General features: G+C 63.6%; 25 protein-coding genes. 13 read left to right on the top strand and 12 right to left on the bottom strand.

The window, feature by feature from the left end; translation table 11 throughout:
- Positions 1-34: 34 nt before the first annotated feature.
- From NKI72_RS03285 to NKI72_RS03265, 5 genes are all read left to right on the top strand, one after another.
- Positions 35-994, top strand: a complete 960-nt coding sequence (locus NKI72_RS03285; protein WP_352502985.1) for an ABC transporter permease — start codon at positions 35-37, stop codon at positions 992-994.
- Positions 994-1,833 carry an ABC transporter permease gene (locus NKI72_RS03280; RefSeq protein ID WP_352502984.1) on the top strand — a complete coding sequence of 280 codons (840 nt, stop codon included), beginning with the start codon at positions 994-996 and terminating at the stop codon, positions 1,831-1,833. Before NKI72_RS03285 ends, NKI72_RS03280 begins: the two co-directional genes overlap by 1 nt.
- Complete coding sequence (locus tag NKI72_RS03275) at positions 1,830-3,578, top strand: ABC transporter ATP-binding protein (RefSeq protein WP_352502983.1); 1,749 nt, start codon at positions 1,830-1,832, stop codon at positions 3,576-3,578. Before NKI72_RS03280 ends, NKI72_RS03275 begins: the two co-directional genes overlap by 4 nt.
- Before the next feature lie 68 nt (positions 3,579-3,646).
- Positions 3,647-4,648 (top strand): serine hydrolase domain-containing protein, encoded by a 1,002-nt coding sequence (locus tag NKI72_RS03270; RefSeq protein WP_352849899.1) that lies wholly within the window; start codon positions 3,647-3,649, stop codon positions 4,646-4,648.
- A 5-nt stretch (positions 4,649-4,653) separates the two neighbouring features.
- Complete coding sequence (locus NKI72_RS03265; RefSeq protein ID WP_352849898.1) at positions 4,654-5,784, top strand: anhydro-N-acetylmuramic acid kinase; 1,131 nt, start codon at positions 4,654-4,656, stop codon at positions 5,782-5,784.
- Here NKI72_RS03265 and NKI72_RS03260 read toward each other — a convergent pair.
- Both NKI72_RS03260 and NKI72_RS03255 read right to left on the bottom strand, forming a co-directional pair.
- Positions 5,781-6,212: a GNAT family N-acetyltransferase gene (locus NKI72_RS03260; RefSeq protein WP_352502980.1), complete on the bottom strand. Its 432-nt coding sequence runs from the start codon at positions 6,210-6,212 to the stop codon at positions 5,781-5,783. The two genes, NKI72_RS03265 and NKI72_RS03260, sit on opposite strands and share 4 nt — an antisense overlap.
- Positions 6,213-6,261: 49 nt before the next feature.
- Positions 6,262-7,437, bottom strand: coding sequence for an MFS transporter (locus NKI72_RS03255; RefSeq protein WP_352542250.1), 1,176 nt, complete (start codon positions 7,435-7,437; stop codon positions 6,262-6,264).
- 48 nt (positions 7,438-7,485) lie between these two features.
- Between NKI72_RS03255 and NKI72_RS03250 the strand changes: the two genes are divergently transcribed.
- Complete coding sequence (locus tag NKI72_RS03250) at positions 7,486-8,025, top strand: Lrp/AsnC family transcriptional regulator (protein ID WP_352452390.1); 540 nt, start codon at positions 7,486-7,488, stop codon at positions 8,023-8,025.
- 202 nt (positions 8,026-8,227) lie between these two features.
- Positions 8,228-8,491 carry a sigma-70 region 4 domain-containing protein gene (locus NKI72_RS03245; protein ID WP_352503014.1) on the top strand — a complete coding sequence of 88 codons (264 nt, stop codon included), beginning with the start codon at positions 8,228-8,230 and terminating at the stop codon, positions 8,489-8,491.
- On the opposite strand, the gene NKI72_RS03240 is transcribed toward NKI72_RS03245, so the two are convergent.
- The 6 genes from NKI72_RS03240 to NKI72_RS03215 are packed head-to-tail and all read right to left on the bottom strand — an operon-like array spanning position 8,485 to position 12,864.
- On the bottom strand, positions 8,485-9,744 hold the full coding sequence (locus NKI72_RS03240) for an ABC transporter substrate-binding protein (protein ID WP_352472226.1): 1,260 nt from the start codon (positions 9,742-9,744) through the stop codon (positions 8,485-8,487). The genes NKI72_RS03245 and NKI72_RS03240 overlap by 7 nt on opposite strands.
- 48 nt (positions 9,745-9,792) lie before the next feature.
- Positions 9,793-10,221: a DUF4440 domain-containing protein gene (locus NKI72_RS03235; protein WP_352472224.1), complete on the bottom strand. Its 429-nt coding sequence runs from the start codon at positions 10,219-10,221 to the stop codon at positions 9,793-9,795.
- Positions 10,222-10,229: 8 nt separating this feature from the next.
- Positions 10,230-11,285, bottom strand: coding sequence for an aldo/keto reductase (locus NKI72_RS03230; RefSeq protein WP_352502977.1), 1,056 nt, complete (start codon positions 11,283-11,285; stop codon positions 10,230-10,232).
- On the bottom strand, positions 11,282-11,641 hold the full coding sequence (locus NKI72_RS03225) for a TIGR04076 family protein (RefSeq protein WP_352472221.1): 360 nt from the start codon (positions 11,639-11,641) through the stop codon (positions 11,282-11,284). The genes NKI72_RS03230 and NKI72_RS03225 overlap by 4 nt, the downstream gene beginning before the upstream one ends.
- Positions 11,642-12,130 (bottom strand): DUF3830 family protein, encoded by a 489-nt coding sequence (locus NKI72_RS03220; protein WP_352849897.1) that lies wholly within the window; start codon positions 12,128-12,130, stop codon positions 11,642-11,644.
- The gene (locus NKI72_RS03215; protein WP_352502975.1) at positions 12,127-12,864 is read right to left on the bottom strand and encodes a GntR family transcriptional regulator; all 738 of its coding nucleotides are present in this window, start codon (positions 12,862-12,864) and stop codon (positions 12,127-12,129) included. Before NKI72_RS03215 ends, NKI72_RS03220 begins: the two co-directional genes overlap by 4 nt.
- Positions 12,865-12,989: 125 nt before the next feature.
- Here NKI72_RS03215 and NKI72_RS03210 point away from each other — a divergent pair, with 125 nt between their 5' ends.
- The 6 genes from NKI72_RS03210 (at position 12,990) to NKI72_RS03185 (ending at position 17,924) form a co-directional block, all read left to right on the top strand.
- Entirely contained in the window at positions 12,990-13,787 is a 798-nt protein-coding gene (locus tag NKI72_RS03210; RefSeq protein ID WP_352502974.1) for an ABC transporter ATP-binding protein, read from the top strand.
- A complete protein-coding gene (locus tag NKI72_RS03205) occupies positions 13,784-14,533 on the top strand; it encodes an ABC transporter ATP-binding protein (RefSeq protein ID WP_352502973.1) in 750 nt (249 codons plus the stop codon). Before NKI72_RS03210 ends, NKI72_RS03205 begins: the two co-directional genes overlap by 4 nt.
- Complete coding sequence (locus tag NKI72_RS03200; RefSeq protein ID WP_352849895.1) at positions 14,530-15,438, top strand: branched-chain amino acid ABC transporter permease; 909 nt, start codon at positions 14,530-14,532, stop codon at positions 15,436-15,438. The genes NKI72_RS03205 and NKI72_RS03200 overlap by 4 nt, the downstream gene beginning before the upstream one ends.
- Complete coding sequence (locus NKI72_RS03195; protein ID WP_352503013.1) at positions 15,435-16,412, top strand: branched-chain amino acid ABC transporter permease; 978 nt, start codon at positions 15,435-15,437, stop codon at positions 16,410-16,412. The genes NKI72_RS03200 and NKI72_RS03195 overlap by 4 nt, the downstream gene beginning before the upstream one ends.
- Positions 16,409-17,701, top strand: coding sequence for an NAD(P)/FAD-dependent oxidoreductase (locus NKI72_RS03190; protein WP_352849894.1), 1,293 nt, complete (start codon positions 16,409-16,411; stop codon positions 17,699-17,701). The genes NKI72_RS03195 and NKI72_RS03190 overlap by 4 nt, the downstream gene beginning before the upstream one ends.
- Before the next feature lie 76 nt (positions 17,702-17,777).
- Positions 17,778-17,924, top strand: coding sequence for a hypothetical protein (locus NKI72_RS03185; protein WP_352830858.1), 147 nt, complete (start codon positions 17,778-17,780; stop codon positions 17,922-17,924).
- 51 nt (positions 17,925-17,975) lie between these two features.
- Here NKI72_RS03185 and NKI72_RS03180 read toward each other — a convergent pair whose 3' ends face one another.
- The 4 genes from NKI72_RS03180 to NKI72_RS03165 are packed head-to-tail and all read right to left on the bottom strand — an operon-like array spanning position 17,976 to position 21,295.
- Positions 17,976-18,812 (bottom strand): GNAT family N-acetyltransferase, encoded by an 837-nt coding sequence (locus NKI72_RS03180; RefSeq protein ID WP_352502969.1) that lies wholly within the window; start codon positions 18,810-18,812, stop codon positions 17,976-17,978.
- A gap of 5 nt (positions 18,813-18,817) precedes the next feature.
- Complete coding sequence (locus NKI72_RS03175; RefSeq protein ID WP_352472211.1) at positions 18,818-19,558, bottom strand: aspartate/glutamate racemase family protein; 741 nt, start codon at positions 19,556-19,558, stop codon at positions 18,818-18,820.
- Positions 19,559-19,560: 2 nt separating this feature from the next.
- Complete coding sequence (locus NKI72_RS03170) at positions 19,561-20,379, bottom strand: ABC transporter permease (protein ID WP_352451583.1); 819 nt, start codon at positions 20,377-20,379, stop codon at positions 19,561-19,563.
- A gap of 4 nt (positions 20,380-20,383) precedes the next feature.
- Positions 20,384-21,295 (bottom strand): ABC transporter permease, encoded by a 912-nt coding sequence (locus NKI72_RS03165; RefSeq protein WP_352472210.1) that lies wholly within the window; start codon positions 21,293-21,295, stop codon positions 20,384-20,386.
- Between the last annotated feature and the right edge of the window lie 50 nt (positions 21,296-21,345).

Raw genomic sequence — 21,345 nt, 5'->3', positions numbered from 1 at the left:
CTGCTTTGATGCCGGACGAGAGGATATTCTTCGCGTGAACTATCTGATGCGGCGACTGGCGACCTTCCCTCTCGTCCTGCTTGGCGTGTCCATCGTGGTGTTCCTGGCGATCAGGATGGTTCCGGGCGATTCGATCACGGCAATGCTGGGGACCGAAGCCGGCCTGCTGACGCCGCAGCAGCGCGATGCGCTTGCAGCTTATTTCGGCATCGACCAGCCCTGGTTCATCCAATACTGGCGCTGGCTGCTTGGTCTTTTCCAAGGTAATCTCGGCATTTCGTCCACCTATGGCAGGCCGGTGCTCGACGTCATCCTCGAGCGTTTCCCGCTAACGCTGGAACTCGCCTTGCTGTCGATGATCATCGCCCTGGTTGTCGGCATGCCGGCCGGGATTTTTGCCGCCACCCATAATGAAAAGCTATCCGACCTCGGCGTGCGCGTTGTCGCAATGATCGGGCAGTCGACGCCGAACTTCGTCCTTGCCCTGCTGATCATCTACACGCTGTCGGCGGGGTTTGGCGTTTTGCCGGCGATGGGCGAGTTTTCGCCGCTGTGGCAGGATCCGCTGCGCAATCTCGGCCAGCTGTTGCTGCCTGCGGTCACGCTTGGATTTGCCTTCGCGGCTTCGGTGACCCGCATATCGCGTTCGGCGATGCTCGATGTGCTCAGCGACGACTATGTCAGGACGGCGCGCAGCAAGGGCGTTTCGGCGCGCGGCGTCATCTGGCGGCATGCTTTGCCCAACGCGCTCATCCCGGTCGTGACGCTGAGCGGCATAGAGTTCGGCTACCTCCTGGGCGGAGCTGTCATCGTCGAGCAGATCTATGCGCTGCCCGGTCTCGGCCGCATGGTGCTGGATGCCATCCTGCAGCGCGACTACGCGCTGGTGCAGGGAAGCGTGCTATTCATCGCCTTCAACTTCATGATCGTCAATCTCCTCGTCGACCTCGCCTATGTCGCGCTCGACCCGCGTATCCGGCTAAGCGAGCACTGATGGCGACATTGCGGGCTATATTTGCGCATCCCAGCGGCCGGATCGGCGGTGCCATCGTTGCGCTTTATCTGCTGCTTGCCGTGCTTGGCATGCTGGGGCTGACGCCGCACAATCCGTTGACGCAGCACCGGGTCGAGCGACTGCATGCGCCTGACGGCATCTACTGGATGGGCACGGACCTGTTCGGCCGCGATGTCGCAAGTCGGCTGATGACCGGGATCGACCAGTCCTTCATCGTGGCCTTCTTTTCGGTCGCCTTTGCGACACTGGCCGGCACCGTGCTCGGGCTGGCGGCAGCCTGGTTCGGGCGCCGCTGGGACGGCATGGTGATGCGCATCATGGACGTTGTGCTGGCGTTCCCGGCGATCCTGCTGGCGCTGCTGATCGTCGCGGTTGCGGGACCGGGAACCTCGACCAGCGTCATTGCCATCGCCGTCGTCTACACACCGATCTTCACGCGCGTCGTGCGAGGTCCGGCTCTGTCGCTCAAGGCGCGCGAGTTCGTCGACGCGGCCCGCACGTTCGGCAGCAGTGCGGGCTATATCGTAACACGGCATCTGCTGCTCAATCTGGTGGCGCCACTGACGGTTCAGGTGACGCTGGCGCTGGCCTGGGCACTGCTGACCGAAGCCGGCTTAAGCTTCCTCGGGCTCGGCACGCAGCCGCCCGCCGCGTCGCTCGGCCTGATGCTGAGCGACAGCCGCAATCTGATGGAGACAGCTCCCTGGCTGATGATCTTCCCGGGCGTGGCGATCATGATCGGCATCCTCGGTTTCAACCTGCTCGGCGATGCGTTGCGCGATGTCCTCGACCCGAAGATGCGGAGATCGATCGCATGATCCCGCTGCTGTCCGTCAGCGGATTGCGCGTCGGCTTCGGTCGCAACCCGCAAGCCAATGAGGTCGTGCGCGGCGTCAGCTTCGATCTCGCCGACGGCGAAACGCTGGCCATCGTCGGCGAAAGCGGCTCGGGCAAGTCGGTCACGGCGCTGTCGATCAATCGCCTCGTCGATTATGGCGGCGGCCGCATCACCGGCGGGTCGATCAAGCTGAGGCGGGCCGACGGCAGCACCTTCGACCTGACAGCCGCAGCCGAGCCGCAATTGACGAAGATCCGCGGCGGCGAAATCGGCATGATCTTCCAGGAGCCGATGACCTCGCTCAATCCGGTGCTGACCATCGGCAGGCAGATCGAGGAATCGTTTCGCCTGCATCGCGGCCTGACCGGCCGGCGAGCGACGGCGGCGGCCAAGGACGCGCTCGACCGCGTGCGTATTCCCGACGCTGCACGGCGGCTGAAATACACGCCCAACCAGCTTTCGGGCGGCATGCTGCAGCGGGTGATGATCGCCATGGCGATTGCGTGCAACCCGCGCCTGCTCATTGCCGACGAGCCAACGACGGCGCTGGATGTTACGGTGCAGGCGCAGATCATGGCGCTGCTCGCCGAGTTGAAGCAGGAAACCGGGATGTCGATGATCTTCATCACCCACGACATCGGTCTGGTTGCAGGCATCGCCGACAAGGTGATGGTGATGCAAGGCGGAGAAGCTGTCGAGCAGGGCGCATTGAACCAGATATTGGACGATCCGCGGCATCCCTATACGCGGCATCTGCTTCATGCGGTGCCGCATTTCGCCGGCGGCAGTGCCGCACGCAAGGACGTGCAACGCGAAACGCAAAAAGCTGCCGAGCCGGCGCTGAAGGTCGATGGCCTCGTAGTGCGGTTTCCGGTCAAGGCTGGGTTTTTCAGCCGTACCAGCGGTGCCGTCCATGCCGTGGACGGTGTGGATTTCGAGCTAATGCCGGGCGAGACATTGGCGGTCGTCGGCGAGAGCGGTTCCGGAAAGTCCACCACCGCCCGCGCGATTCTGGGGCTGGTGCGCTCGACGCGCGGCACGATCTCGGCCAGCGCGCGCAAGCCCGTCACCGGGCAGAGCGCCCTTCCCATGCAGATGGTGTTCCAGAATCCCTATGGCTCGCTCAATCCCAGACTCACCATCCAAAGCATCCTCGCAGAGCCTGTGATCGCTACCGGCGGACGGATAACTGCTGAAACGCGGGCGAAAATGGCCGCGCTGCTGAAACGCGTCGGCCTTCCGGAAAACAGCCTGCAGCGCTATCCGCACGAATTCTCCGGCGGCCAGCGGCAACGCCTGTGCATCGCTCGCGCGCTGATGCTCAATCCTTCGGTTGTCGTCCTCGACGAAGCGGTTTCGGCGCTCGATGTGTCGGTGCAGGCCAGGGTGTTGGAGCTTTTGATCGAGCTGCAGCGTGAATTCGGGCTGGCCTATCTGTTCATCTCGCATGACATGGCTGTCGTCGAGCGGATCGCCCATCGCATCGCGGTCATCTATGCCGGCCAGATCGTCGAGATCGGCGATGCCAGATCGGTGCTCTCGGAGCCGAAGCACTCCTATACCAAACAGCTTATCGCGGCCGTTCCTACTATAGACCGGCGGCATGAACGTTTCGAGCTGGACACGCGCCAGGTCCCCTCGCTCGTGCGTCCGCTGGGGTTTGAGCCGGGGCCGGCCAATTGGCAGCAATTCGGGCCGGATCATAGGGCACGGGTGGAAGCGTGATGATTGTCGCTCGAAAGCATGCAGAGTCAGACGGACAGCCCCTCGCTGCCTTCCAAACGGAGGCGTAGTTGATCGACCATGATTTCTTCTCCCGCGCATTCGCCCCGCTCGAAGCGGCCGTGGCCGCATCGCGCATTCCGGGCTGCGTGCTCGGCATAGTTGACGGGGACGGCGAACGCATCGTCCGGGCAATCGGCTCAGCCCAAGTCGTGCCCAAGATACGGCCGATGCATGTCGGGACATGGTTCGACCTGGCCTCCCTGACCAAAGTCATCTTCACCACGTCGCGTATCCTGGCACTGGCGGAAGAAGGCGTCATCGACCTCGACGCGCCGCTGATTTCCGTCCTGTCCGACCTTCGCCAATATGACGAAAAAGCCTGGGAACGGAACGTAACGTTTCGCCAGTGTCTCGGCCATCAGACACCGTTTCCCGCCGTCGCGCCGATCTACACCTATGGCCACGATTCGGACCTGCTGCGCGCCTTCATCCTGCAGCGCGAATGGCAGGCTGGCGAGCCGGTCTATTCTGATATCAACTTCATCCTGCTCGGCTTCGTCCTAGAGCGCCTGTCTGGCAAGACCATTCGCGAGATGGATCCCGGTCCGGGCTTCGCGTTCTCCGCCGAACCAGATCAAGCGGCGGCGACCGAAGACTGCACATGGCGTCATCGCGTGCTCTGCGGCGAAGTCCACGACGACAATTGCTCGGCCTTGCAAGGTGCCGGTCACGCCGGCCTGTTCGGAACGGCGGCTTCGGTCCTCGACTTTGCGCAAGGGCTGCTGGACGGGACCGGCGCGTCGCAGCGTTCGATCGCGCTAATGCGCACGCCCTTGTCGGCAACCCGCACCCATGGCTGGGAGCGACCCTACGAAGGCTGGTCCGGCGGCCGGTTATGCAGCCCCGAAACCATCGGGCATACCGGCTTTACCGGTGTCGGGCTGTGGGTCGACTTCGACAAAGGCAGAGCCTGGACCTTGCTCACCAACCGGATCCATCCGACACGTCATTTCAACAGCGGGATCGTAGCGCTTCGCCAAGCGGTCGGCGATCTCGCCAACGGAGCCTGACAACCATGAATCCGAAAAATGGCGAACCCATGTGGGCCGTCGGCCTGATGACCGGCACCGTGCTGGACGGCAATATCGATGTCGCGCTGATCAAGACCGACGGCGAACGGATTGACGACTTCGGCATCTACACGCTTGCCCCCTACCCGCAGTCGATCCGGACCTTGCTGGAAGAGACGCTGCGGCAGGCAAGGAGCTGGAATTTCACAGGGCCGGAACCGGCAATCTTCGACGAGGCAGAGGAAGCGCTGACGCGCGCCCAGTCCGCGGCAGTCAAGGATCTGGTCGAAAGCCACGGGCTGACGATGGCCGATATAGGGGTCGTCGGCTTCCACGGCCAGACCGTGCTGCACCGTGCCCCGCAAGTGGACCGACTGGGCCAGACCCGCCAGCTTGGCGACGGCGAGCTGATGCATGCCATCCTTGGCACCAGGGTCGCCTATGACTTCCGCTCGGCCGACATGCGCGCCGGCGGCCAGGGCGCGCCGCTGTCGGCCGCCTATCACGCCGCGCTGCTGCGCGAAGCCGACGCCACCGGCGACACGGCGGTGCTCAATCTCGGCGGCGTCGCCAACATCACCTGGTGGGATGGCACGGACAATGTTGTTGCCTTCGACACCGGGCCCGCCAACGCACCGCTGAACGATTTCATCAAATCGAAGGGGCTCGGCGAAATGGACCGCGACGGCGCCCTTGCCCGCGCCGGCACGGTCGACGAAGCGCGGCTGGCCAAGCTCCTGCAGCATCCGTATTTGACCAAACCCTACCCGAAATCGCTGGACCGTTTCGATTTCGGCGCCTCAATGGCGGACGGAATGAACGCCGAGGACGGCGCAGCCCTGCTGACGGCCTTCACCGCGGCCGCCGTCGGCAAGGCGCTCGATCTTCTGCCGCGCCGGCCGAAGCGGCTGGTGGTCAGCGGTGGCGGTCGACACAACCCAACGATCATGGCCATGCTTGCCAGCCGCGCTGGCGTCGAAGCGGTTCCGGCCGAGGCGCTTGGCTGGAAGGGCGATGCGGTGGAGGCGGAGTGTTTTGCGTTCCTGGCAGTGCGCGTGCTCAGGGGCTTGCCGATCAGCTTCCCCAGTACGACCGGCGTGCCAAAGCCGATGTGCGGCGGACGCCTTGCCGGCTAGTCAGGCTTCAGCCTCTTCTGCAGGAAGATGCGGCTGCGGCCGACGGGAAAATCGGCAAGCACGCCGAAGGGCTGATAGCCCTGGCGCTCATAGGCCTTGGCGGCCTTGGGATTGAACGTGTCGATCCAGGCGCCGCGACAGTCGCGCGCGATCGCCTCCCTCTCGGCCGCCTCGAGCATCCTGCCGGCCATGCGGTGACCGCGCAGTTTTTCATTGACCCAGAGCCATTGCACATAGAGCCAGCCCCAGGCGGTGTATCCCGAGATGCCGGCGACAATAGCGCCGTGCTCATCGCGCACGAACACGGCCAATGCCTTCCTGCAGGAGGCGCCGACATCACTGTCGTTGAACGCCGCAAGCCGCTCTCCGAGAAAAGCCAGCTCGTGCGGCAAGGGGTCGGCGGTTGTCTCAAGCGTTGTATTGTCCATCCACCAAGCATCTATCGAAGGACGGGACCGAGACGCAAGCCTTGCTGTGCTATAGCTTCGGCGAACGCCACGCCGCTGCCGCAGCAGCGATTAGCATGAGCAAGGCTGCAACCACCGCCGATGCCGCAAAACCGAACGTGGAATAGAGCGGTCCGAACGCCGTGGTGCCGACGAACACCGCAAGATAGGTCACCGCGCTGTTCAAACCCATGATCGTGCCGCGGCGCGCAGGGTCGAGCGCCGACAGGCGCATCACCAGCACGTTCAGCCCGAAATGATTGGCAAGGCCCCAGACGGCTATCACCGCTATGGTCAGATGAAAACTACTGCTTGCCGCGGCAATCGCGACATAGACGACCGCGACGAGCAGGTAGGCAAACGGCATGACACGCCGCGCACCCAGGCGATCGATAACGCCGTCAAGGAGCGCCGCCGCGCCAAAGCCGACACCATAGGCGAGCGCGGCCAGCCCGTTCGCGCTGACCGGCCGTCCCAAGCCGTTGTGAAGGTGATCGCCAAGATAGCCGTAGATGCCGTAGAACGCGGTCATGAAGGCGGCGCAGGCGACCAGCAGCGGCACTATGCCCGGAACGGCCAACGCACCCAGCGGCGTCGGTGCCGGACCGCTCTTCCTGACATCGCTCAGCGACGTCAGCGCCAGGCTTGCCAATGCGAGTGCTGCGAGCACCGCGACCGCCGCGAAAACGGCGCGCCAATGCACCAGATCGGCAAGTACGGCCGACAGCGAAACGCCGGCGACCATGCTCAGCGTCCAGCCGGTCAGCACGACGCCTATGGTGCCGCTTTCACGACCGGGCGGCGCAATCGCGGCGGAGCTGGCATAGATTGCCGGCATGGCGACACCTGCAGCGATGCCGGCGAGAAGCTGGGCCGCGACCAGCGTCGTCACGGTCGGCGCAGCGGCGCTGGCGACGAGCGCTATCGCCAGCAGCAGCAACGCCCCTTGCAGCATGCGACGGGCGCCAAGCCGATCGATATAGCGCGCCAGGAACAAGGCGCTCGCCGACGTACCGAGCCCGAACGCGGCGGACGCGATCATAACCGCCGGCACGCTTGTGCCGAAGGACGCGGCCACCGCCGGTGCGATCGGACCGAGCACCAGCGAGTTCGAGCCGATCACGGCAATGCATCCGGTGAGGAGGTAAGCGAGGGCCGGGATAGGCGGCCTTGCTGTAAATGTTGCGACTTGATCAGTGTTCGACATATGGCAATAATGGCCGTATTAAATTCTGCATCAATCGGGAATTTTAATATGGATGAAGAAACAGATGGCATTCCGCAGAACAGGCCCGCCGCCCGCGATATCGATGCAACCGACCGAAAAATATTAGGCGTTCTGGTCGACGACGCCACGATCAGCTATGCCGAGCTCGGCGACCGCGTCGGCCTTTCACCGCCGGCAGCCCATGAACGCGTCAAGCGCCTCCGGCGCAGCGGCGCCATCCGCAACACCGCGGTCATCATCGATCCCAAGGCGGTGCACAAGCCGCTGCTTGCCTTCGTCCATATCGACACAAAGGGGTGGGGAAAGACGCCGGAGCTGATGGCAATCTCCGAACACCCCGAAGTCGAGGAGATCCATTCGGTGGCCGGCGACACATGCATGCTGATCAAGGTCCGCACCGAGGACACGCGGGCGCTCGAGGGCCTGCTGTCGCGCCTCTACGAAACACCCGGCGTCACCTCGACCCGAAGCTATGTGGTCCTGTCGACCTATCTCGAGCGGCCGGTGCAGCCGGGGATAACGACGGAATGGCCGACCCCCCGGCACATGGCCAAGCCGCTTTATTAGCTCAAACGGTCCTCACGCGTATCCAAAGTCGAACCGGAAACGTCTCAGGCAAGCATCCTGTGGTCATCCGTCGGGCCGGTTCGTTTGCGCCGGTTCTTGGATCCGACTGGATGCCTGTTGCGCAACCGGAGACACGCGATGAGAAAATTGATCGTGGGCAGCTTCATTTCGCTGGACGGCGGGCCAGGGCGCGGATCGCGCCATCGAGCGGCTGGTGATCCATCTGCCGCCCAAGGAGCGCGCCTGCGTCCTGCTCAAGGATGTCTTCGACTATTCGCTGGAAGAGATTGCCGATCTCGTCGGCTCGACCGTGGGTGGTGTCAAAGCTGCGTTGAACCGAGGCCGCTCTGGGCTGGTGCGGTGGTCGTTTCCAGGCCGGCCTGACCAGCAACAGGACATGCAAGTGTCCGGCATCAACCTCAATGGAATGGGATCGATGCCGGACAAGACATGGGCGGCTTACTGAAGCTTCGCCTGCAGGGCGTTGACGTCATCCGTCGTCATTTCGCCGTCGGTCGTCACCTTGCCGTCGACGATCTTCCAGAGGCGGAACGGGCCGGTGATGTCGCCGTATTTGTCGAAGGCGACCGGGCCGATGACGCCTTCGTAGCGGATCGGCTTGCCATCCTTGATCAGGCCGAGCGCCTTGGCGAACTCATCCTTGCCGGCATAGATCGGCGTGCCGGCCGGGTCGACCGCCTTGTACATCGCCTCCTTGATCTTGGCCGGATCCTCGGAGCCCGCAATGGCGATGGCCAGGCCGACGATGGCGCCGGCATCATACGACCGGTCGGCCGCCGGGTTCGACGGTTCGATGCCCGAAAATTCCTTATAGTTCTTGGTGAAATACTCGGTCGATGCGGTCGGGCTGGTGCCGGAGGAAGTGCCGTACGCATCCTTCAGATAATCCGCGCCAACGGATTCGATGAAGTCCGGGCTGTTCATGCCGTCATTGAGCAGGAATTTCTGGACACCGCCCTGCGAAATCCAAGTGCGGGCGATGGTTGCGCCGTCGACAGGCGTGCTGACGAGATAAAGCCCGTCGGGCTCGCCGGCCATCGCCGCCGTCACTTCCGAGGCATAGCTCGACTGCTTTTCATTGTAGGGCGTGTCGGAGACGATGGTGCCGCCGAGTGCCTTATAGGCGCGCGAAAATTCCGCCACCATGTTGACGCCGAAGTCGTTGTTGACGTGGATGACCGCCAGCTTCTTGAAGCCTTTGTCGATGGCATATTTGGCGGCGGCGACGCCCTGCAGCGCATCAGATGTGATGGTGCGGAAGAAGATGCCGTTGGTCTTGCCGTCGCGCCCGAGCGCCGTCAGCGTCGGCGACGAGGAAGCAGGCGACACCTGGACTATCTTGGCCGGAGCGGTGACCGAGGTCAGGATCGGGATCGACACCGAGGAGATGATGCCGCCGATGATCACTGGCACCTTCTTGACCTGCACGAGCTGCGTCGCGGCGTCGACCGCAATGTTGCCCTGGCTCTGGCTGTCGCGCGTGTCGGTTGCGAGATCGCAGCCGCGGACGCCACCCGCATCGTTGATGTCGCGGAAGGCCATCTCGACCGATTTGGCGCCGGCCTGGCCGTACTCGCCGGCCGGGCCTGTCAGTTCCATGACGAGGCCGACGGTGATCTTGCAATCGGCGGCTTGCGCTGCGCCGGCCGCTGTCAGCAGTGCGAGCGCGGTGGTGATCTGAAGTATGGTCTTTTTCATTGTTGTTCCCCTTTCGTTACACGACTCTCATTGATGTCTTGAGCCTGTTCAGCCTTCCGGCATCTGCAGCCAGGTTTCATGCAGATGTCGCCATTCGACGCCGTTGGGCGCCGATGAACTGGTGGTGAAAACGGCACTTGAGCGGCGGCGGCTATGTTTGCCGGCGCGCTGCTGCGCTTCGATGTAGCTGACGACGATCGTGTCGCCTTGTTGCCAGCCGGCCCGGATTTCCTCGATCGAGATGGTGAAATTGCCGTCACAAGTGGCGCGGCTTGCCCTGACATGGTCGAGCACCGCGTCACGATCGAGGACCTGGCCATCCGGCACAACCATGCGGAAGCCTTCGCCCATGACGCGTTCGAAGCGCCTGAAATCTGAATTGTCCGCACTCGCCGCATTGAACCAGTCGACGAAGAAGCGGTGGAGATCGACCACCTCGGCGCTGGCGCGGGAAAGCAAGGAGGGCTTTTCGTCCATGGCCGCGTTCATTTCCTGCCTGCATTCAAATTGTAATGCATGATCGAGCCGTGGCGGCCGTGACGGTCGCGTTCCAAAGTGTAGACGTCGCCCAGCGGCCCACGGCTTTGCGCGATCACGGCAGCGATCCTCGCCCAGTCGTCGGCATCGAGCGCGACGTCCATGATTCTGGCATTGGCAAGGGCGTGCGCCTGGTTGCGAGCGCCGACGATGACGGCCGCCACTTGCGGCTGCTCCAGCACCCAGGCGCTGGCGATGGTGGCGATATCGACGCCGTGGCGGTCGGCGACGGCCTTCAGTGTGCGAAGCAACTCCTGGAAAAGCTCCCAGCCACCAAAGTCGTCAATGATCAGCTTGTATTTGACCAGCGATCGGTTTTCGAGCGGCGTCTGCGGCTCGGCAGCGCCAAGCCATTTTTCGCTGAGGAAGCCGCCCGCCACCGAACCGTAGCAGAGGAAACTGACGCCGTGCCGGCTGGCGAGCGCTGCAAGGCTGTTGGCTGGCCGCTGGTCGAGCACCGAGTATTGCAATTGCTGGCTGACCAGCGGCACACCGGCGGCCAGGATCTCGGCCAACCGCGGCGTGTCGAAGTTCGTGGTGCCGATGTTGCGCACCTTGCCTTCCCCGCGGATTTCGTTGAGCCAGCCCATCGCTTCGACATAGCCGGGCAGCGCATAGTCCCACCAGTGGAACTGCACGAGATCGAGCCGCTCGGTCTTCAGCCGCCGCAGCGACTGCTCGACGATGCTGCTGATGTAGTCGCGGCTGATCGTGGAAAGCCGTTCGAGGTCAGGCACTAGCTTGGTGTGCACCTTCATCTTGGCGGCAGCATCAAGGCCACGCTCATTGGCAAGGCGCAGGCGTGCCGCGCCGATCAGCTCCTCGACACCGGTATAGATATCGGCGCAATCATAGGTCCTGATGCCGGCGTCGAAGGTGGCGATCAGGTCGGTTACCGCCTGTTGGCGGTCGATCGCGCCGTGCCCGCCGGCAAGCTGCCAGCCGCCGCGAATAACGCGCGAGATCGTATAGCCGGGGCTGAGCTCGAAAGCCTTGGCGGTCATCTCCGGTCATTCTCCTTCGGCAGCGGCACCGCCGTCGTTTCGGCATGGCTGAACCGCCGCTTGCCGGTCCTGACGATCCTCAGCCGGCTGGCACAATTGGGATCCGGACAAGCGATCTCGGCGTCCGACGTCATCCAGTCGTTCCTGTGGGTCGGGCGCTGCTTTGCGGCCAGAAGCGGCAACACTGCCGCAATGGAATAGATCGAGAAACCTTGCCCCGCTGGCATCGACAGCATCTCGCCCTTCAACTCGAAATAGTCGCCGGGCTTGGCGCCGCAATAGATCGGCTTGCCCTCGGGGATAACCGCCTCGACGCGAAGGTCGAAGAGCTCAAAACTGTCGTCGGTCTCAGCCATTCAGATCTCCACCCGGGTGAAGGTGATGTCGCAGGCACCGTTGCGGCGGATCCCGCCACAAGCAGCTGCGAATTTGTCGCGATCCTCAGGCACCACCTGCGCGACGACGCTTCCGGCAAGCCAGCCGATCGGGAACAGCAGGCGTGCACCCGCTCCGTAGAACAGGCCGACGTCAAAGATGGCATTCGGGTTGCCGCCCCACATGCGCGGCGGCACGTAGGACAACACGATGTCGCCCGGCTGCGGCGTCAGCGTTGCGTTCTCCGCCGGCAAGGGCCTGGCATAGGTTTGGCCCTCAAGTTCGGCTGATGGAACCGGGCAGGAGATTTCCGGCCCCGTCCACATAGCATGGATGCCGGAAACGACGCGCGGCTGCTCGAGATACGCCAGCAGGAAGGCGGCGTTGTCGGGCGCCTTTTCAGGCAACAGAAGCGCGGTCACGGAAAGCTTCGAGCGTGGCTCGGTGATGCTGATGCCAGGCGCCGTCATGCCCTCAATCCTTCCTTGCTTGTGGATTGGAGCTTGTCGCGCAGAAAGGCGAAGGGCCGGCTGATATCGGCCACCAGCGCCTCGCGCGCCGCTTGCGCATCCTGCCTCGCAAGCGCTGCGACGATGCTGCGGTGGTAGTGGGCCGTATCGACCTCGCCGGCGTCGGAGAAGGCGTAGATGGCAACGCGGATGCAAGGCCCGGATTGCAACCACAGGCTCTCGATCATCGGGATCAGCACGGCGGAACCGCAGCAACGGTAGATCTCGAAGTGGAAGCTCTGGTTGAGCGTGGCCTCGCGGTCGATATCCTTCTTGTGCTTCAGCGCCCGCATCTCGTCCCATTCGCCGAGCATGGCCTCGACCGAAGCAATCTGGCGCGCGTTCATGCGCGTGGCGGCCAGGGCGATCGCTTCGCCCTCGATCAGGGAGCGGGCGCGCAAGAGGTCGTCGATGCGCTCCAGCGTGATCGGCGGCACGCGCACCGAACGGTTGGGAAGCGCCTCCAGCGCCTTCTCGGTGATCAGCCGTCCGAGCGCCTCGCGCACCGGCATGGTGCTTGTGACCAGCGCGTCGGCGAGGCCGCGGATGGTTAGCACCTGGCTCGGCTCGAAAAGGCCGCCGATCAAGGCGCGGCGCAGCTCCGAATAGACGCGATCCTGCACGGTCTCGCGGCCGACCGGCGTAAGCTGGGCTGCGATCACCTCATTGTTCTTTTCGATGGCGGCCTTCTGCATGGGCAATCCCGGTCTTGGCCGTTTTCGGCTTGCGGAAGAAATTAAAGCCGAATAGCGTGATCAAAGCAAGTGTGATCACAAATCAAATCATAGGCGGCGAAGATCGCTTTCGGCCTGAGGGATTCATGGGCGACACGACGGAACGGCAGGAGGAGATCCGCACGCCGGTTCTGACGGCCAGGAACGTCGTCAAGCGCTTCGGCGGCCTCGTCGCGGTCAACAATGTCTCGTTTGACGTCCGGCCGGGTGAAATACTCGGCCTCATCGGCCCGAACGGCGCCGGCAAGACCACGATGTTCGACCTGCTCGCCGGCAGCATTCTGCCGACCAGCGGCGAAATCCTCCTCAATGGCGTATCGGTGTCGGGGGAAGCAGCCCATCGCCGCATCGGCCGCGGCCTTGGCCGCACGTTCCAGATCCCCCGGCCCTTGCCTAACCTGACGCTGATCGAAAACGTCATGCTGGCCGCGCAAGGACAGACTGGAGAAAAACTGCTCGCCAATTTCCTGACGCCCCGGCGAGTCGCTGCCGAAGAAAGGGCTGCCGAGACAAGAGCCGTCGAACTGCTCGAGCTCGTCACGATCGCTCACCTCGCGCACGAACCTGCGCGCGTGCTTTCAGGCGGCCAGCGCAAGCTGCTCGAGTTGGCCCGCGTGATGATGGCCGACCCGGCGATCATCCTGCTCGACGAGCCGGCGGCCGGGGTCAACGCAACCCTGCTCGAGATCATTATCGATCGCATCCGCGACATCAATGCGCGCGGCATCACCTTCCTGCTGATCGAGCACAATATCGAAATGGTGACGCGGCTTTGCCACCGCGTCCTGGTCATGGCAAGCGGCCAGCTTCTGTGCGAAGGCACCCCGGAGGAGGTGGCGCGCGACCCGCGCGTCATCGAGGCCTACCTCGGAGGCACGGCATGAGCCAAAAGGTACTCGATGTCCGCGATCTCGAAGCCGGCTACGAGCCTGGCGTTCCGATCGTGCGCGGCGCTTCGATCACCGTCGACCAGGGCGAGATCGTCGTCGTTCTCGGTCCCAACGGCGCCGGCAAGTCGAGCCTTATCAAGGCCATCGCCGGCCTTGTCCCGATCACCGGCGGCACGGTGCTGCTGGACGGCAAGGATATCACGGCGTCGCCCGCTCACATCATGGTCCGCCGTGGCCTTGCCTTCGTGCCACAGACAGAGAACATCTTCCCGCTGATGTCGGTCGAGGACAATCTCAGGGTCGCCTGCGGCATCCTGAGGCCGCGCGAGGTCCCAGCCCGCATCGAGGAAATGTATGCGGCCTTTCCCGATCTCGCCCGTCAGCGCAGAACGGCCGCGGGCAATCTGTCGGGTGGACAGCGGCAGATGCTGGCCGTCGCCCGGGCGTTGATCGTCCATCCCAAGGTGCTGGTGCTCGACGAGCCGTCGGCCGGCCTGTCGCCGAAATTCGTGGCGATGGTGTTCGAGATGCTGGCCGGCATCCGAAAGTCCGGCGTCACCATTCTGCTGGTCGAACAGAACGCCAAGGCAGCGCTTGCCATTGGAGACCGCGCCTATGTGCTGGTTGAGGGCAAGGAGCGGCACCAAGGCGTCGCCTCCGAGCTCTGGAGCGACCCGGTCGTGGCTGAACTCTATCTTGGCCAGCGCCGCCTCGATCTTGGACAAGGAAGCGCGGCATGAACCTGCAATTCGTCGTCGACGGACTGCTGGCAGGCTCGATGATCGGCCTCGGCGCCATCGGCGTGACACTCACCTATTCGATCCTGCGCTTCTCGAACTTCGCCCATGGCGACTTCATGGCCTGGGGCGCCTATGCGACGCTCGCCGTGGTTGGCGCCATTGGCGCGATTTTCGGCAAGATCGCGCCGATCGCGCCCCTCTCCTTCGGTTGGCCGCTGATCGTCGCGCTCATCATCGGCATGGCGGCCACCGGCCTGCTGGCGCTGGTGCTCGACATGGTGCTGTTCGCGCGGCTGCGGGCCAAGGGCCAGGCGATCATCGTGGTGATGGCCAGCTTCGGCGCCTCGATGGCGCTGAGAAGCCTGCTCGAATTCATCTTCACCTCGCGTCCGACCTATTTCAGCCGGGCGATCCAGATCGCCATGCCGATAGGTTTCGGCATCCGCATCACCCCGGACCAGATCGCGCTGCTGCTGCTGACCGCCGTGCTGGTGCTCGGCGTGCATCTCCTGATGACGCGGACCCAGACCGGCCGCTCGATGCAGGCATTGAGTCAGAACGCGGCACTTGCCCGCATCGTCGGCATCGACGTCGCCAGGGTGGTGCGCGTCACCTGGATCATCGGCGGCGCGCTGGCCTGCGTCGCCGGCGTCATGATCGGCATTCTCATCCAGATCCGCCCGTTCATGGGTTTCGAGATGCTGCTGCCGATGTTCGCGGCCGCCATCCTCGGCGGCATCGGCAGCGTGCCTGGCGCCGTTCTCGGCGGCCTGATCATCGGCATGGCCGAAGCGGCTGCCGTGCATTTGATCGGCGCCGAATGGCGGGCAGCCGTCTCGTTCATCATCCTGATAGCGGTGCTGTTCGTGCGGCCCATCGGCCTTTTCGGAGTGAGGGAACGCTGATGGATCTGCTCGGCTACGGCGCCTTCTTCCTGACCACCGCGCTGATCTTTTCGCTCATCACGCTCGGGCTCAATCTGCAATGGGGGCTGACCGGGCTTTTCAATGTCGGGGTCGCCGGCTTCGTTGCCATCGGCGCCTACACCTCGGCGCTGCTGACCACGCCCGACGATGCCGCGCGCCTGGGCGGCTTCGACCTGCCGATCCTTATCGGCTGGCTTGGCGCCATGCTATTGGGCGGCGTCACCGCCGCCATCACCGGCATTGCCACGCTACGCTTGAGATCGGACTATCTGGCGATCACTACTTTCGGCGTCGCCGTCGTCGTGCAACTGGTAGCGCTCGATGCCCAGAAGCTGACCGGCGGGCCGTTCGGCATCGGCTTTATTCCGCGTCCGTTCGGCGGCCTTGCCGAAACGCCGTTGCTGTTCAACCTTTCGAACCTTGCGATCGTCTCGGTGGTGACGCTGATCGTCTATCTCGCGCTGGAGCATCTGTCGCGCAGCCCGTGGGGGCGCGTGTTGAAGGCGCTTCGCGAGGATGAGCGGGCCGCGATATCCCTAGGCAAAAGCGCACGGTTCTACCGCGTCCAGGCCTTTGCCGTCGGTGGCGCCATCATGGCGCTTGCCGGTGCGCTGCAGGCGCATTTCACCGGCTTCATCGCCCCGGACAATTATTTGCCGGCACTGACTTTCCAGGTCTGGGTGATGCTGATCGTCGGTGGCTCGGGCAGCAACATCGGCGCCGTCATCGGCAGCATCCTGGTCTGGGCGATATGGGCCGGATCGGGAGCCTTGACCAGTATGTTGTTCTCGCCGGAACAGCAGGCCCGCGCCGCTTCGCTGCAGATCGTCGCCATCGGCGTGATGCTGTGCGTCATCCTTCTGGTCAGGCCGAACGGCCTGTTTGGCGACAGGCCGCGGCGTCCAAGGTTCGGCAAACGTCGACGCGTGGCCCCGAGCGAGAGCGGCTCATGAACGGCGTGACCGGGCCGCACGGCGTTTCCCTTTGGCATGCCGTCAGCCGCAGTCGCCGCGACCGGCCCACCCTCGAAGGCGCACTCGATGTCGATCTGGCAATTGTCGGCGGCGGTTTTTTAGGCCTTTCCACCGCGCTGCACAGTGCCGAGAAAGGCAACTCGGTTGCCGTCCTCGAGGCGGAAATCATCGCCTGGGGGGCAACCGGCAGGAATGCCGGCTTCGTCGTGCCGAATTTCGCGAAAAGAGACCCCGACAATATCATTGCCCAGCTCGGCCCCGAACGCGGTGAACGCCTTGTCGATTTCGCCGCCGGCAGCGCCGACCTCGTCTTCGACCTGATCAGGCGGCATGCCATCGAATGCGATTCTGTCCAGAGCGGCTGGATACAACCAGCCCATTCACCGGCCGCTTTGCAAAAGACCAGATCGCGCGCCGAACAATGGGCAAGGCGCGGAAGGCCGGCTGTTGCGCTGGACGGACAGGCGGTCGAAGAGCTGACCGGCGTTCGCGGTTATCTCGGCGGCTGGATCGACAGATCGGATGGCGTCCTCAATCCGGTCGAATATGCGCGCGGATTGGCCGACGCGGCGGAAAAGGCCGGAGCGCGCATCTTCGAGAATACGCGTGTCGCGTCGATCGATCACATAGGCGATGGTTGGGCTTTGAAGACGGCCTCCGGTTCGGTACGCGCAGGAAAGGTGCTGGTCGCCACCAACGCCTATGGCGGGCCGCTGGATCGGGCGCTGCGGCGAACCTATTTCCCGCTGAAAATCTTCCAGATCGCGACAGCGCCGCTGCCGCGCGAAATACGCACTCGCCTGCTTCCTGGCGGGCAAGGCGTCGGCGACACAAGACGCAATCTCTTCACCTTCCGCTTCGACGGCGGAAACAGGCTGATCACCGGCGGCATGCATGTTTTTGGCCCCGGTGCCGACACGCGGGTGCCGCGGGCGATCTGGCGGCGGCTTGCCAGATATCTCGATCTCCCGGACATCCCGCCGCTTGAATACAGCTGGTCGGGGATGGCTGCCGTCGAGCCCGACTTCCTGCCGCACCTCGTCGATCTCGGCCCCGGGCTGATCGCCGGCTTCGCGTGCAACGGACGCGGCATCGCCATGACCACTGCGATGGGCAAGGTGCTTGCGGATTGGGCTGATGGAACAAAGCCTCAGGATTTGCCGCTGCCGTTTGCGCCGCCGTCGCCGATCCCGTTCCATAGCCTGATGCGGCATGCACCAAACATGGTGCTCCCCTGGAGCATGCTGCGCGACCGGCTGGATGGCTGATCGACGTGCGTCTCTGGCCGCCGTCCTGATACCCGAACTGCTAGACTCGCCCACACCATGTTGTTAACGACAGCGGATGAAGCAGAACTATCTTTATCTCATCATCGGCGCTTTGGCCGTCGCCGTTATTGCGTTGGGGATTTACGTTTATGGCGAGGAGACTAGGCCGAAAGGCGTGGAACTTCGCATCGACCATTCCGGCATTTCAGTTCAGGAAAAATAGACCGCGTAGTCCTGTTGCCCGACTTTGCACTGGAAGCCGGCTTGTACCGCCTCACCCCAACTCCAACGTCGTTATCGCAAAAACTCCGGACTGCACGAGCTGCGGCGCCTTTCCCTTGTACATCCGAGCCGTCTCGAAGCCCGGTTGAAGGCCTGCGGACGACAGCAAGTCTGCAAATTGCCGGCTGGTTTCGGGAACGTCGAGATGGACGTTTCCGGGACCGGACATGTGCGCGAGCCCGGCGAAGAGATGGCTTGCCGCGTCCAGGCTGTCGGCAAAGAGCGGGCCGATCTTGCAGCCGTCCCGGCATTGGCGCGCGACGCCATATCCCGCAATGGCGCCGTGCTTGAGGATCGCAAGCGCCATGTGCGGCGGGCGCAGCCAGTGTTCCAGGAAGGATCGCCTCGGACCGGGAAAGAAGCGGCGGTCATAGTCCAGTATGTCCGGCACGAGTTCCGGCCCTATGGCGCGAACGTCGTTGCCGACGGCTGCCGGGACATTCGGTGACCCCATGAACCGGATCGTCCGGTAGGCCGGTGCAAAACCCATGCTGCGGTAGTTGGCCTGCTGTTCGACAACGCCGTCGAGGCCGATCGTACGCTTGCCGAGCCGCGCTATGCCGGCATCCCAGACCGCCTTGCCATGACCTTGGGCACGCCTGTCCGGCCGGCAGATGTAGAGGCCGATGAAGCCGAAACCATCGCCATAGGCGACGGCCGAAATGCCGGCCGCCATCTCGCCATCGATAAAGGCGCCGATGAAGCCCTGCGGGTCGGCTGCCTGAAACAGCGCGGCATCGTTAAGGCCGGGATTCCAGCCTTCCGCCGCCGCCCAATCGACAAGGGTTTGCACTTCTTCACGTGCGAGCGTTCGGATCGTTCGGGGCATTGCGATCACTCGGCGGCGCCAGGCGCGAAGGATTTCAACGCGCCATGATAAGACTTTGCCAACGGGCTTGCATAGGCGCCGCGCTTGGATGTCGTCAGGCCAAGGGCGATCAATGCCTCGGCCTGTTTCACGGCAGCGCCCACGCCGTCGATGACCGGAAGCCCGAATTCCCGCTGCAGCGCCGCCGCCAGATCGGCCATGCCGGCACAGCCGAGCACGATCGCCTCGGCGCGATCCTCGTCGATGGCGCGCGCAATCTCGCTGCGCAGCCTGAGCAGTGCGTCGGACGCCGGATCTTCGAGGGCAAGAACCGGGATGTCGGCGGCGCGCACGCGTGCCCGCCCCGCCATGCCATAGCGTTGCACCAGGCCTTCGACCGGCACGCGCGAACGTCCGGTGGTGGTGACGACGGTGAAGCGCTGGGCGATGAACGAGGCCGTGCTGAGCGATGCCTCGCAAATGCCGATGACCGGAATGTTGGCCATGGCGCGCGCGGCATCGAGGCCGGTGTCGTCGAAACAGGCAATGATCGCGGCTTGCGCGCCGGAGCGTTCGCCGGCGGCGATCTCGACCAGCAGGCCGGGCACGGCAAGTGCTTCATCGTAATAGCCTTCGATCGATACAGGTCCCATCGACGAGGTGACGGCAACGATCTTCGTCGATTGAGCAGCGACCGATCGGGCTGCCGCCGCGATAGTGTCGGTCATGCTGGCGGTGGTGTTTGGATTGACGACGAGGATCTGCACTGTCAGGCACGCTCGCGGCGGCGGCCGACATAGACGATTGCGCCGAGCGTCAGCAGGATCACCAGGAAGGAAAACACGGTCGTCACGGTGCCCAGCGCATAGAGCACCGGCGTCGTGACATTCGTCGTCATGCCGTAGATTTCGAGCGGCAAGGTGTTGAACGTGCCCGAGGTCATCAGCGTGCGGGCGAACTCGTCATATGACAGAGTGAAGCCGAACAGGCCGACGCCGATCAGGCTGGGCGCGATCATCGGCAGCACGACATGGGCAAAGGTCTGCCACGACGATGCTCCGAGATCGCGCGCGGCTTCCTCATAGGCTGGCGAGAACCGGTTGAAGACAGCAAACATAATCAGCACGCCGAAAGGCAAGGTCCAGGTCAGATGGGCGCCGAAAGCGGAGGTGTACCAGGCGGGGCGGAAGCCGATCTGCTGGAAGACGACGCCGATGCCGAGACTGATGATGATCGACGGCACGACCAGGCTGGCGACGGCCAGATAGAACAGTGCGGTTGCGCCGCGAAATTTCTGCCGGAAGGCCAGGCCGGCGAGCAGCGACACGGCGACAGTGACGACCATCACCATCAGGCCAAGGACGAGCGAGCGTTTGAAGCTGCCGCCGAAGTCGCCGACCGCCTGGCGCTCGAACAAATTGGCGAACCAGTGCAGCGACACGCCGTTCAGCGGAAATGTCAGACCGCCGTTCTCGCCCTGGAAAGAGAGGATCAGGATCGCCGAAAGCGGGCCGTAGAGGAACAACACGAAAAGACCGAAGAACGCCGCCAACACATAGAATTCGAGGGTGCGCTTGTCCTGGCTCATCGCCTCACAGCTCCTTGCGGATGTCGACGATGCGCAGGATGCCCGCGACCATCAGCAGCACCAGCACCAAGAGCACGACGGCGTTGGCGGCAGCTGCCGGATATTGCAGCAGCGACATCTGGTTCTTCATCATCAGCGCGACGGAGGCGCTCTGCCCGCCGGACATCACCTGCACCGTCGAGAAGTCGGCCATCACCAGGGTGACGACGAAAATGGTGCCGATCGCCATGCCGGGCTTGGCGAGCGGAATGACGACGTTCCACAGAACCTGCCAGCCGGAAGCACCGGCGTCGCGCGCGGCTTCTATCAACGACTTGTCGATGCGCATCAGCGTGTTGAAGATCGGCGTCACCATGAACAGCGTATAGAGATGCACCATGGCCAGCACCACGGCGAATTCGGAATAGAGCAGCCATTCGATCGGCTTCGGGATCAGCCCCATTTGCACCAGCGTCGAGTTGACCAGGCCATTGCGGCCAAGCACCGGAATCCACGAGATCATGCGGATGATGTTAGAGGTCAGGAACGGCACCGTGCAGACAAGGAACAGCACCATCTGCATGGCCGTGGTCCTGATATGGAAGGCAAGGAAATAGGCGACCCAGAAACCGATGAACAGCGTCAGCGCCCAGACGATGGCGGCGTATTTCAGCGTATTCAGGTAGGTTTTCCAGGTGACCCAGGAGCCGAGCGTGTCGGAATAATTGGTGGTCAGGAAATCCGGATACATCGCCGCGAAATCGTAATCCCAGAATGAGACCACGGCGATCATCAGAATTGGCAGCAGGAGGAACGCGCCGAGGATCAGCGCCAGCGGTGCCGCCTGGAGATAGGGTGCGACTCCGGCAAAGGAGCGCCTACGTCTGGCAGGCCTTGCAGACGTAACGTGCGTGGATTGTTCGAGCGCTACTGCCATCTATATCTCGGTCGAAGTCGGCGATGCGACTGAGGGGTGTGCCCTTCTCC

It is taken from the genome of Mesorhizobium sp. M0437 (genome assembly GCF_040321335.1).
Taxonomy (GTDB): Bacteria; Pseudomonadota; Alphaproteobacteria; order Rhizobiales; family Rhizobiaceae; genus Mesorhizobium.
The sequence above is the reverse complement of the archived record's forward strand: the minus strand, read 5'-3'. Positions and strand labels throughout refer to the sequence as shown.